The 11,893-nt window shown below is 70.5% G+C and carries 10 protein-coding genes; 7 read left to right on the forward strand and 3 right to left on the reverse strand.

The window, feature by feature from the left end; genetic code table 11:
• The first annotated feature begins 9 nt into the window (after positions 1–9).
• The 5 genes from ABZ845_RS08440 to ABZ845_RS08460 all read left to right on the forward strand — a co-directional run bounded on the left by ABZ845_RS08440 (position 10) and on the right by ABZ845_RS08460 (position 7,104).
• Positions 10–1,845: a glycoside hydrolase family 15 protein gene (locus tag ABZ845_RS08440; protein ID WP_360974700.1), complete on the forward strand. Its 1,836-nt coding sequence runs from the start codon at positions 10–12 to the stop codon at positions 1,843–1,845.
• Positions 1,846–2,110: 265 nt separating this feature from the next.
• Positions 2,111–3,280 carry an MFS transporter gene (locus ABZ845_RS08445; protein WP_360974703.1) on the forward strand — a complete coding sequence of 390 codons (1,170 nt, stop codon included), beginning with the start codon at positions 2,111–2,113 and terminating at the stop codon, positions 3,278–3,280.
• 48 nt (positions 3,281–3,328) lie between these two features.
• Positions 3,329–4,612: a cytochrome P450 gene (locus tag ABZ845_RS08450; protein ID WP_360974706.1), complete on the forward strand. Its 1,284-nt coding sequence runs from the start codon at positions 3,329–3,331 to the stop codon at positions 4,610–4,612.
• An 84-nt stretch (positions 4,613–4,696) separates the two neighbouring features.
• Positions 4,697–5,437 carry a maleylpyruvate isomerase family mycothiol-dependent enzyme gene (locus ABZ845_RS08455; RefSeq protein ID WP_360974709.1) on the forward strand — a complete coding sequence of 247 codons (741 nt, stop codon included), beginning with the start codon at positions 4,697–4,699 and terminating at the stop codon, positions 5,435–5,437.
• Between the two features lie 119 nt (positions 5,438–5,556).
• Positions 5,557–7,104 (forward strand): MFS transporter, encoded by a 1,548-nt coding sequence (locus tag ABZ845_RS08460; protein ID WP_360974711.1) that lies wholly within the window; start codon positions 5,557–5,559, stop codon positions 7,102–7,104.
• Between the two features lie 71 nt (positions 7,105–7,175).
• Here the strand turns inward: ABZ845_RS08460 and ABZ845_RS08465 are convergent, their stop codons facing one another.
• Entirely contained in the window at positions 7,176–7,832 is a 657-nt protein-coding gene (locus ABZ845_RS08465) for a TetR/AcrR family transcriptional regulator (RefSeq protein WP_360974714.1), read from the reverse strand.
• Positions 7,833–7,994: 162 nt separating this feature from the next.
• Here ABZ845_RS08465 and ABZ845_RS08470 point away from each other — a divergent pair, with 162 nt between their 5' ends.
• Positions 7,995–9,053: a medium chain dehydrogenase/reductase family protein gene (locus tag ABZ845_RS08470; protein WP_360974717.1), complete on the forward strand. Its 1,059-nt coding sequence runs from the start codon at positions 7,995–7,997 to the stop codon at positions 9,051–9,053.
• Here the strand turns inward: ABZ845_RS08470 and ABZ845_RS08475 are convergent.
• Positions 9,050–9,742, reverse strand: a complete 693-nt coding sequence (locus tag ABZ845_RS08475; protein WP_360974720.1) for a TetR/AcrR family transcriptional regulator — start codon at positions 9,740–9,742, stop codon at positions 9,050–9,052. The genes ABZ845_RS08470 and ABZ845_RS08475 overlap by 4 nt on opposite strands.
• Positions 9,743–10,087: 345 nt before the next feature.
• Here ABZ845_RS08475 and ABZ845_RS08480 point away from each other — a divergent pair, with 345 nt between their 5' ends.
• Positions 10,088–10,537: a nitroreductase family deazaflavin-dependent oxidoreductase gene (locus tag ABZ845_RS08480; RefSeq protein ID WP_360974723.1), complete on the forward strand. Its 450-nt coding sequence runs from the start codon at positions 10,088–10,090 to the stop codon at positions 10,535–10,537.
• A 9-nt stretch (positions 10,538–10,546) separates the two neighbouring features.
• Here the strand turns inward: ABZ845_RS08480 and ABZ845_RS08485 are convergent, their stop codons facing one another.
• Complete coding sequence (locus tag ABZ845_RS08485; RefSeq protein ID WP_360974726.1) at positions 10,547–11,779, reverse strand: geranylgeranyl reductase family protein; 1,233 nt, start codon at positions 11,777–11,779, stop codon at positions 10,547–10,549.
• Positions 11,780–11,893 lie beyond the last annotated feature (114 nt).

The following is an 11,893-nucleotide window of genomic DNA, read 5'->3' on the forward strand; positions in this document are numbered from 1 at the left end:
GAGGCTGTGATGGCCGGGACGCCGAGCGATCAGTACACAACGGGAAGCTGTCGCTACCAGCCGATCGCCGACCACGGTCTGATCGGTGATCTCCGCACCGTGGCCCTGGTCGGCACCAACGGCACGATCGACTGGTACTGCTGCCCGGCCTTCGACTGCCCGAGCGTCTTCGCCTCGATCCTGGACGCGGAGCGGGGCGGTTCCTTCCAGCTGGCCGCGACCGTGCCGGCCCGGACCAAGCAGTTCTACTTCCCCGACACCAATGTACTGATCACGAGATTCTTCACCGAGGACGGCGTCGGTGAGGTGCAGGACTTCATGCCCATCGGCGAGGACGCGGTGGAGTCCGACCGCCACCGGCTGATCCGGCGCGTGCTGTGCGTGCGCGGCGCCCTCCCCTTCCGCGTGCGGGTGGCGCCGCGCTTCGACTACGGCAGGAAGTCGCACACCACCCGGCTGCTCGGCGACGCTGCGATCTTCGATTCCTCGGCGCTGTCGCTGGCCCTGACCTCCACCGTTCCCCTGGAAGGCGACGGGGTCGACGTCTGGGCGGACTTCAAGCTCACCGAGGGTGAGTCGGCGGTGTTCGCGCTGGACCAGGTCGGTGCCCGGCTGGCTCCGCGCATGTGCGCACGGGCCGAGGCGGAGCGGCAGTTCGCCACCACGGTGGCGTACTGGCGGCACTGGCTGTCCGCCTCGCGCTACCGCGGCCGGTGGCGTGAGATGGTGCACCGCTCGGCCCTCACGCTGAAGCTGCTCACCTACGCGCCGACCGGCGCGATCGTCGCGGCGCCCACGACCAGCCTTCCCGAGCAGATCGGCGGAGAACGCAACTGGGACTACCGGTACGTATGGGTGCGGGACGCGGCGTTCTGCGTCTACGCCCTGCTGCGCCTCGGCTTCTCCGGCGAAGCCGCGGCGTTCATGAAGTTCGTGATGCAGCACATCATTCCGGGCGACGGCGGGCCGTCGGGCCCGTTGCAGATCATGTACGGCATCGACGGCCGCACAGACCTGCCCGAACACGAACTCGACCATCTGGAGGGCCACCAGGGCTCCGCCCCGGTGCGGATCGGCAACGCGGCGGCGGACCAGCTCCAGCTCGACATCTACGGCGCGCTCATCGACTCGATCTATCTCTACGACAAGTGGGCGCAGCCCATCTCCAGCGACGAGTGGGACGACGTGTGCGAGCTGGTGGACTGGGTCTGCAACCACTGGGAGCAGCCCGACGAGGGCGTCTGGGAGACGCGCGGAGGACGCAAGAACTTCCTCTACTCCCGGCTGATGTGCTGGGTGGCGATCGAACGGGCCATCCGGATGGCGCGCCGCCGGGGCCTGCCCGCCGATCTGGCCCACTGGATGAAGGCCCGCGACACGATCTACCGGCAGATCATGCGGCGGGGCTGGTCCGATGTGCGCCACGCCTTCGTCCAGTACGAGGACGGGGATGTCCTCGACGCGGCCCTGCTCATGATGCCGCTGGCCAAGTTCATCGCGCCCACCGACCCGAAGTGGCTGTCCACGCTGGACGCCCTCACCCAGGACCTGGTGTCCGACTCGCTGGTCTACCGCTACGACCCCCAGGCCACTCCGGACGGCCTGCGGGGTGACGAAGGCACGTTCTCCATCTGCTCGTTCTGGTACGTGGAGGCCCTCGTCCGTGCCGGGCGCGTGGACGAAGCCCGCCTGGCCTTCGAGAAAATGCTCACTTACGCCAACCATCTGGGGCTGTACGCGGAGGAGATCAGCCACACCGGTGAGCAACAGGGCAACTTCCCGCAGGCGTTCACCCACCTGGCGTTGATCAGTGCGGCGTTCAACCTGGACAAGGCGCTGGGGTGAAGGGTCCGAGGCCGTACGCGTGAAGGCGGTACCTTCCTCCTCGCGCCTCCTCGCGCGCGCCGCGCCCCGCGCACACTGCTCACCGCATCGTCGCAATGGTCCGGCTGCGCAGCATGCCCCGGAAGCAGACACGGCGGGTCATGGCCCCTCCCTCCGCTCGTGCGCTCGCGACCTCTCCGGGCCGGATTCCCGCTTGCTCCCGCCCGGGGCACCCTCCTACACTGAGTTTGTGCCGCTGCTAAACAAACTAGCTACCTGCGACGTCATGCCAGATCGCGACCTCACCCCCCTCCGTATCGCCCTGACCGCCTTCTTCGCCCTCGACGGCTTCGTCTTCGCCGGCTGGGTCGTGCGCATCCCGGCCATCAAGGAGCAGACAGGCGCTTCGGCCGGCGCCCTCGGGCTCGCGCTGCTCGGGGTCTCCGCCGGAGCGGTGATCACGATGACCCTCACCGGACGGCTCTGCCGTCGCTTCGGCAGTCACCCGGTGACCGTGGTCTGCGCGATCCTGCTGTCGCTGAGCGTCGCCCTGCCCCCGCTCACGCACTCGGTGACCGCGCTCGGTCTCGTCCTGCTGGTCTTCGGTGCCGCGTACGGCGGTATCAACGTCGCGTTCAACAGTGCCGCCGTCGACCTGGTCGCCGCCCTGCGCCGACCCGTGATGCCGCAGTTCCACGCGGCGTTCAGCCTGGGCGGGATGGCGGGCGCCACGCTCGGCGGACTGGTCGCGGGGCACCTGTCCCCCACGGTCCATCTGCTCGGGCTGACCGTGACCGGCCTGCTCGTGACCGCCGTCGCCGGGCGCACGCTGCTGCGGCAGGAGCCCCCGGCCCCGCCGGACCGCGTCGCACCGGGCGAGCGCACCCCACACCGCCCGAACGCCCGCACCCGCGGCCTGGTGACCGTCTTCGGGCTGATCGCCCTGTGCACCGCGTACGGCGAAGGCGCGCTGGCGGACTGGGGCGCTCTGCATCTGCAGCAGGACCTCCACGCCCACGCGGGCGTCGCGGCGGCCGGGTACGCGTGCTTCGCGCTGGCCATGACCGGGGGGCGGCTGGGCGGCGCGGCGGTCCTGCAACGGTTCGGACGGGTCCGCACGGTGGTGGCGGGCGGCGCCACGGCCGCGTCCGGCATGCTGCTCGGCTCACTGGCTCCCTCCGCATGGGCGGCCCTGCTCGGCTTCGCGGTCACAGGGCTCGGCCTCGCCAACCTCTTCCCGGTAGCCGTGGAACGCGCGGGGGCGCTCGCGGGTCCCGGCGGGGTCGCGATCGCTTCGACCCTCGGCTACGGAGGCATGCTCCTCGGGCCGCCGGCCATCGGTTTCTTGGCGGACCTGTACTCGCTGCCCACCGCGCTGACCAGCGTCGCGGCACTGGCCGCGGTCGCCTCCGCGATCGGGTACGCGACACGGCGCACGGAGGACGGACGGCCGTGAAACCACGCTGAAACCGCCGTGAAGGCGATCCGGGCCAGGCTCTGCCGCATGACCTCACACCACGTCACCGCGCCGTCCGCCACGTCCTCCCCGGCCTGCCCGGTCCATCTGACCCCCGAACAGGTGGAGGACCCCCACGCCGCCTACGCGGACTTCCGCTCGCGGGACGGGCTGCCCCAGGTGGTGCTTCCCGGCCTCACGACCCCGGCCCGGCTCATCACCCGGTACGCCGACGTCAAAGCGGCCCTGGCCGAGCCCCGGCTCGTGCGCGACCGCTCCGCCGTCCCCGGCGGGTCCGAGGCCGGGGACCCGCAGGCTGAGTTGCTGGAGGCGGCGTTCGAGGGCTTCCCTGCCGAGTACGTCAGATACATCTCGGGCCATCTGGCGCTGTTCGACGGCGAGGAGCACGCCCGCCTGCGCGCACCCCTCACCCGGGCGTTCACCGCCCGCCGCGTCGCGGACCTGCGGCCCTTCGTGGAGCGAACCGCCGAGGAACTGCTGCGCGGGCTCAAAGGGAACCACGGGGCCGATCTGCTGGGAGAGTTCGCCCATCCACTGGCCACCGCCGTGATCTGCGAGCTCGTGGGCGTCGAGGAGGCGGACCGTGAGCGTGTGTGCGCTTGGATCCACGACTTCGCGTACGGCGACGGCAGCCGGACGGTCGAGGGGCTCGTCGGCATCGTGGACCATGTCAGGGATCTGATCGCGCGACGCCGGGCCGAGCCCGCGGGGGACCTGATCTCCGCGCTGATCGAGGGGGACCGGGGCCGTGGCGAGCCTCTGACCGATGACGAACTGATCTCCGTGGTCTTCCTGCTCATCAGCACCGGCATCACCCCGCCCGCGCTGTTCCTCGCCCATGGGTTCCTCGCCCTCTTCGACCACCCGCACCAGCTGGCGCTGCTTCGCGGCGAGCCCGCCCTGCTGGAGCGCGCGGTGCCCGAACTGCTGCGCCACGTCAGTGTCGTCCGCATCGGCGCCTCGATGTACGCCACCGAGGAATTCGAGTTCGCCGGGACCCTCCTGAAGAAGGGCGAGACGGTGACCGTGGCCCTGCTCGCCGCCAACCACGATCCGCGCGAGTACGGCGAGGCTCCAGAAGGCCTCGACATCACCCGGGAGTTCGGACGCGGCGACGGACATCTCGCCTTCGGGCACGGCGCCCACTACTGTCTGGGAGCCGCCCTGGGCCGGCTCATGACCTCGGTCGCCCTGGACCGGGTGCTGGTCCGGAGGCCGGACACGGCGCTCGCGGTGGACCGGGGCGAGCTGGAGTTCGGGCACTGGCCGGGGGACGGGTTCCATCTGTTGCGGCTTCCGGTACGGCTGTGAGCGGCGGGCCCGCGCCGCTTCGGCACCTGAGCGGCGCCGGTATCGTCCTCCCGCCGACCGGGCTCCTTCCGGCACACTCGCCTCATGGAGACTGCCGAGTACGTACGGATCCTGGACCGGGAGGGCCGGCTGATGGCCTCCACCGCGGCCGAGGCGGGTACCGACGCGGACGTGCCGACCTGCCCCGGCTGGCAGGTACGGGATCTGCTGCGGCACACGGGCATGGTGCACCGCTGGGCGGCGGCGTTCGTCGCCGAGGAGCTCACCTCCTACCGTCCGGACGGCGGGCTGCCGGACCTCGACGGCGACGCACTGCTCGCCTGGTTCCGGGAAGGGCACCGCTGTCTCGTCGACACACTCTCCCGCGCCGCCCCCGATGTGCGGTGCTGGCAGCTGCTGCCCGCACCCTCGCCGCTAGCCTTCTGGGCCCGGCGGCAGGCGCACGAGACGGCGGTGCACAGGGTCGACGCGGAGGCGGCGTTCGGCGGCGTCCCCTCCGGCATGGCGACGGACTTCGCACGCGACGGCATCGAGGAACTGCTGTTCGGCTTCCACGGCCGTAAGCACAGCAGGGTCCGCAGCGACAAGCCACTGACGCTGCGCTTGCGGGCGACGGACGCCGACAACGCGGTATGGACCGTACGGCTGTCGGACGATCCACCCGTCACCGTGCGGGGCGACACCGGCGAAGCGGACTGCGAGGTGGCGGGGCCGACCGTGCGGCTGTATCTGTCCCTGTGGAATCGGCTGCCGTTCCCGGAAGTCTCCGGCGATGCCTCGGTGGCGGCGCTGTGGCGCGAGAAGTCCGGCGTGAACTGGAGCTGAACAGGGTCCCACGTCAACGCCGGGCCGGAGGACGCGAGTCGCGCGTAGCAGAAGGCGATCACTGCCGCATCCTATTTAAATGCGCTTGCATTGGATGCATGCGCATGTAGTCTGTGGATATGACCTCTCCGTTCACCACTCCCACGTCCGAAGGACGCTGGACGCCCCGGCTGTGGGGCACCCTGCTGGTGCTGTGCGCCGCGATGTTCCTGGACGCGCTGGACGTGTCGATGGTCGGCGTCGCCCTGCCGTCCATCGGGTCCGACCTCCATCTGACGACATCGACACTGCAATGGGTCGTCAGCGGCTACATCCTGGGCTACGGAGGGCTGCTCCTCCTCGGCGGGCGCACCGCCGACCTGCTCGGCCGACGCCAGGTCTTCCTGGTGGCGCTGGGCGTGTTCGCCCTCGCATCGCTGCTCGGCGGACTCGTGGACTCCGGCCCTCTGCTGATCGCCAGCCGCTTCATCAAGGGCCTGAGCGCCGCGTTCACCGCGCCGGCCGGACTGTCCATCATCACCACGACCTTCGCCGAGGGCCCGCTGCGCAACCGCGCCCTGTCGATCTACACGACCTGCGCGGCCACCGGCTTCTCGATGGGGCTGGTGCTCTCCGGCCTGCTCACCGAGGCCAGCTGGCGCCTCACCATGCTGCTGCCCGCGCCCATCGCACTGGTCGCCCTGCTCGCGGGCCTGAGACTGCTGCCGCGCAGCGAACGCGAGAAGGACCACGACGGCTACGACATCCCCGGCGCCGTCGTCGGTACCGCCTCGATGCTGCTGCTCGTCTTCACTGTCGTGCAGGCGCCGCAGGCGGGCTGGGCCTCCGTCCGCACGCTGCTGTCCTTCCTCTCCGTCGCCGTGCTCCTCACCGTCTTCGTACGGATCGAGCGGCGCTCGGCCGGGCCCCTGGTGCGCCTCGGCGTGCTGCGCTCCGGCAACCAGGTACGCGCCCAGCTCGGGGCGATGGCCTTCTTCGGGTCGTACGTCGGCTTCCAGTTCCTCGTCACGCTGTACATGCAGTCGCTGCTGAACTGGTCCGCCCTGCACACGGCGCTCGCGTTCCTGCCCGCCGGCGCGCTCGTGGCCGTCTCCTCCACGAAGGTGGGCGCGATCGTGGACCGGTTCGGCACCCAGCGGCTGATCGCGGTCGGCTTCGCGCTGATGGTCGTCGGGTACGCGCTCTTCCTGCGCGTCAGCCTCGACCCGGTGTACGCGGCCGTGATCCTGCCGAGCATGCTGCTGATCGGCGCGGCCTGCGCACTGGTCTTCCCGTCGCTCAACATCCAGGCCACGAGCGGGGTCGAGGACCATGAGCAGGGCATGGTCTCCGGGCTGCTCAACACGTCGGTCCAGGTCGGCGGTGCGGTCTTCCTCGCGGTGGTGACGGCGGTGGTGACGGCGAACACGCCCGCGCACGCCTCACCACAGGCCGTCCTGGACAGCTACCGTCCCGGCCTGATAGTGGTCACGGGCATTGCCCTGGCGGGTCTGCTGATCACACTCACCGGGCTGCGTACAAGCCGCGACGGACACTCGGTCGTGGTCGCCAGGTCCGTTCCGGCGGGCGCGAAGCCCGGTACGGACCCGGGCACGGATGTGGACACGGGCGCGGGCACGGTCATGGACGCGGACGTGGACGCGGAGCCCGCGGCGCTTCGCGACTGACCATCTGCAGGTCTTTCACCGGCTGTCGGCAGCCGGTGAAAGACCTGCGCCGCGCCGCAGGTGCGCGATCGTCAGGGCGTAGCCGCCAGTTCGTCGGCCTCGGCGGCGAACAGCAGCTCAGGGTCGAACCCCATGCCCGAGAAGTGGCCGGCGAGTTCCAGCGACAGGGCTCCGTGCAGCCGGGTCCAGAAGAGCAGCGCCCGGCGCAGGACCCCCGCGGAAGCCGGGTGCCCGTCCGCCCACTGCCGGTGGTCCGCGAGATGGGTGACCAGTGCGTCGGCGGCCGGCGTCCCGGCCTCGGTCCAGGCCGCGGCACAGACGTCCAGCAGGGACGACATGATCTCCTTGGCGATGGCGGTGATGTCGTCGGGTGCGTGATAGCCGGGGACGGGCGTGCCGTAGACGAGGAAGTACCGCTGGGGGTCCTCCAGAGCCCAGCCGCGCAGCGCATGGGCGAGACCCTCTGGACCCGAACCCGATTCGGCGACGGCACGGAACGTGTCCGCGAGGCCGCGGTAGGCGTCCCGGATCAGCGCGGTGATCAGTTCGTCCCGGCCCGCGAAGTACCGGTAGAGCGCCGGACCGCTCATGCCCAGTTCCTTGGCGATGGCGTTCAGGGACAGCCCCGACGCCCCGGCCGTGGCGATCTGTTCCCAGGCCCGCGCCTTGATCTCCGCGCGCACCTGGCTGCGGTACCGCTCACGGGGACTTTCCGCACCTGCCGCCATCGCTCAACACTCCGCTTCTGTCGACCCTACTCGCTTGTTTCAAGGTATCACTACCAAGAGAGGCAGTAACGAATGTTTCCCCTATCCCTTGACACTGAAGCGACCATCAGTCATCTTCGTTATAGCTTCTAACTCACGCGAAGAGCACTAGTGGAGATCGCCATGGCAAGCGCCAAGGGAAACGAGCAGCTCGTCGAGGTCGTACTGCCGGGGAAGGTGGAGCCCGAGGGCCTTGAGCTCCGGCAGCGGGACATTCCGGACGCGGGTGACGGACAGATCGTAGTCCGCGTGGAGGCCACCGGAGTCTCCTTCGCGGAACAGCAGATGCGCCGCGGCCGGTACTACGACCAGCCGCCGTTCCCGTTCGTGCCCGGCTACGACCTGGTGGGCACGGTTGTCGCGACGGGCCCGGGCGTCGCGACCGACCTGGCGGGCAAGCGGGTGGCCGCGCTGGTCAAGGTGGGCGGCTGGGCCACGCACGTGCTCCTCGACGCCGCCGACGCGGTGGAGGTGCCCGCGGGAGTCGGCGCGGCGGAGGCGGAGACCCTGGTGGTCAACGGCATCACCGCCTGGCAGATGCTGCACCGCAACGCCCGCGTACGCCCGGGCGCGACGATCCTGGTCCACGGCGCCAACGGCGGCGTAGGCACGGTACTGGTGCAGCTCGCTCGGGCGGCGGGCGTGAGCGTGATCGGCACGGCGTCCGCGCGCCACCACGACGCGCTGCGGGAACTCGGCGTGATGCCCGTGGACTACCGCACGGAGGACATCCCCGCCAGGGTGCGCGAACTCGCTCCCGGCGGAGTCGACGCAGCCTTCGACCATGTCGGAGGCCGCAGCGTGATCGACTCCTGGCGGCTGCTCGCCCCCGGCGGCACCCTCGTCTCCTACGGCAGTGCCGCGACCAGGGACGACTCGGGCTCCAAGCAGTGGCCCGTACTGAAGATCCTCGGCCGGGTATGGCTGTGGAACGCCCTGCCCAACGGCCGCCACGCCTACTTCTTCAACGTCTGGGCGGGCCACGCCCTGAACAAGAACCGCTTCCGGGCGCGTCTGCGCGCGGACCTCACCGAGGTGTTCACCGCCTTCCAGCGCGGTGAGGTCACCGCCCGGATCGCCGCCCGCCTGCCGCTGACCGAGGCCGCCGAGGCCATGCGGCTGGCCGAGTCCGGAACGGTCGCGGGCAAGGTCGTCCTGATTCCCGGCCAGGACCGGGCCTAGGGGAACACCAGGCCGACGTTCTGGGCGAGCCGGGCCGCTGCATGCCGGAAGAACGCCTCCCGGTCCTCGACCAGCCTGGTGAACTGCCCGAACACCTCGAACCCCACCAGCCCGTACAACTGGGCCCACGCGGCAACCATGGCCGTGACCACTTCCGCCGGCAGATCGGATGCCAGATCGGCGGCCATGCGCCGGGCCTCGGGCTCGAGTTCCGCGGGCACCGGGGTAAGGGCCACGCCGCGCCGCCGGTAGGCGTCGCGCACGATGCCGATGAGCAGGAGCCCCACCCGGGACGCGGCCGGGACGGTCGCCTCGGGCGCGGAGTAGCCGGGCACCGGCGAACCGTAGATCAGGGCGTACTCGTGCGGATGCGCGAGCGCCCAGCCGCGCACCGCCTCGCACACGACGACCCAGCGGCGCGCGGGGGCGATGTCACCGGCCTTGGCGTCCGCGGCCTCCGCGGCCTGACCGAGGGAGTCGTAGGCGTCGATGATCAGCGCGGTGAGCAGGTCGTCGCGGCTCGGGAAGTAGCGGTAGAGCGCGGAGGAGGCCATGCCGAGCTCGCGGGCGACGGCGCGGAGCGAGAGCCTGGCGGCGCCTTCCGCGGCGAGCTGGCTGCGGGCCTCGTCCTTGATGGCGGCGGTGACCTCGATCCGGGCACGGGCGCGGGCTCCTTGGGGGGTGTTCATGCAGGGAGTGTGCCAGGCTATGGAGCAGTGCACACACTTCGGAGCGGTGCTCACCCTTTAGAGCGTTGCTCACGAATCGCAGCGACGCTCACCCTTCAGGACAGCGCTCATGCTCTATAGCGCGCCCCGGTAGAGCGGTGCTCACGCTCGAGAACGGCGCTCGCCCGCAGGACGCCACTCCCTCTCGAGCTGCCCCACACCAACACGGACCTGTGAGCGCCGCACAAAAACGAGAGCAGCGCTCTTGCTTTAGAGCACCGATCTCCCCCACACTCCTACCAAGCGAGAGCACCGCTCTCGAAACCAAGGCGAGAGCGCTGCTCTCCCAACTCGGTGGGAGTCCCCATGTCGTCGCCGTACTATCTCAAGGGCAGCCCGACGACCATTCGCTTCAACAGCGTCATCGGCTGGCTGGCCCGGCACGGGATCAGCCTCGCCGGCACGGCGGAGATGTCCGTGCGCGGCCGCAAGAGCGGTCAGATGCAGCGCATCCCGGTCAACCCCCATGTGTACGAGGGCGACCAGTACCTCGTCTCCGCCCGCGGGCACTCCCAGTGGGTGCGCAACATGCGTGCCGCCGGCGCCGGTGAACTGCGCGTGGGGCGCAAGGTACGCGCGTTCACGGCGGTGGAGCTTCCCGACGACGAGAAGCTCCCGGTCCTGCGCACCTACCTGGAGAAATGGGGATGGGAGGTCAACCAGTACTTCAAGGGGGTCACGGCCAAGTCCAGCGACGAGGAGATCATCGCAGCCGCCCCCGACCACCCCGTCTTCCGTATCACGGTCCAGAGCTGACGGTCCCCGTCAGGAGCTGACGTGATCGCCCGCCGGCCCCCGGTCCAGCGCGGTCAGCGCGCGCTGCGCGATCGGATGGTCGCGGACGAGTTCCCCCAGCGACGTGGACCCCTGGGTGATGTCCTTGAACGCCCTCCAGGCGGGACGGACTCCGGTCAGCGCCGCGTGGAACAGGCCGGGGCGGCGCTCGAAGGCCGCCAGCATCCGCTTGCCGACGCTCATCTCGACGCCCAGACCGGCCTTGATGGCGAACGCGTAGTTCAGGGCCTGCCTGCGCGTGTCCACCCCGTCGTGCGCCTCCGCGATCCGCACCGCCCACTCCCCCGCGAGGCGCCCCGACCGCAGCGCGAAGGAGATTCCCTCACGGGTCCAGGGCTCCAGCAGGCCCGCCGCGTCACCGCACACCAGCACCCGCCCCCGCGACAGCGGTGAGTCGTCGGCACGGCACCTGGTCAAGTGGCCTGAGGAGATGCTCGGTTCGAATCCGGCGAGCCCGAGGCGCGCGATGAAGTCCTCCAAGTAGCGCTTCGTGGCGGCGCCCTCACCGCGTCGGGAGATCACCCCCACGGTGAGCGTCTCGCCCTTCGGGAAGACCCAGCCGTAGCTGCCCGGCATCGGCCCCCAGTCGATGAGCACCCGCCGCTTCCAGTCCTCCGCGACCGTCTCCGGCACCGGGATCTCCGCCTCCAGGCCCAGATCCACCTGGTCGAGCTTCACTCCGACATGCGCTCCTATGCGGCTGGCACTGCCGTCCGCGCCGACCACGGCACGCGCCAGCAGCGTCTCGCCGCCCTGCAGGACGACGGCCACCGTGCGCCGGTCCGGCACGGCCGAACCGTGCTGCTCGACCCGCGAGACCGTCGCGCCCGTGCGCAGTTCCGCGCCCGCCGTCCGAGCGTGCTCGACGAGCTGCTGGTCGAACTCGGGGCGGTTGATCAGCCCGAACAGCATGTGCTTGGAGCGCCGGGTGCGGGTGAAGCGGCCATTGTTCGAAAAGGTGACCGCGTGTACGCGATCACGCAGCGGCAGCTCGAAGCCGGGCGGCAGGCTGTCACGCGAGGGGCCGATGATGCCTCCGCCGCACGTCTTGTACCGGGGCAGCTCGGCCTTCTCCAGCAACAGCACGCTGCGTCCCGCGACCGCCGCCGCATACGCGGCCGAGGCCCCAGCGGGTCCCGCGCCCACCACGACGACGTCCCACACCCGCTGCACGTCGTCCGCCGAAGAGTTCTCGCTGCTCACGATGGTCTACTGCTCCCGATCAAGCCGCCTGCCGCACCTGTCCCAGGCATCCTACGGCGGCGTCCCCGGGGGCCGCTGTGGGAGGATCGGCAGCGCGTGCGCCCTGCACACCAG

The sequence above is a fragment of the Streptomyces sp. NPDC047022 genome (assembly GCF_040644155.1).
Lineage (GTDB): Bacteria > Actinomycetota > Actinomycetes > Streptomycetales > Streptomycetaceae > Streptomyces.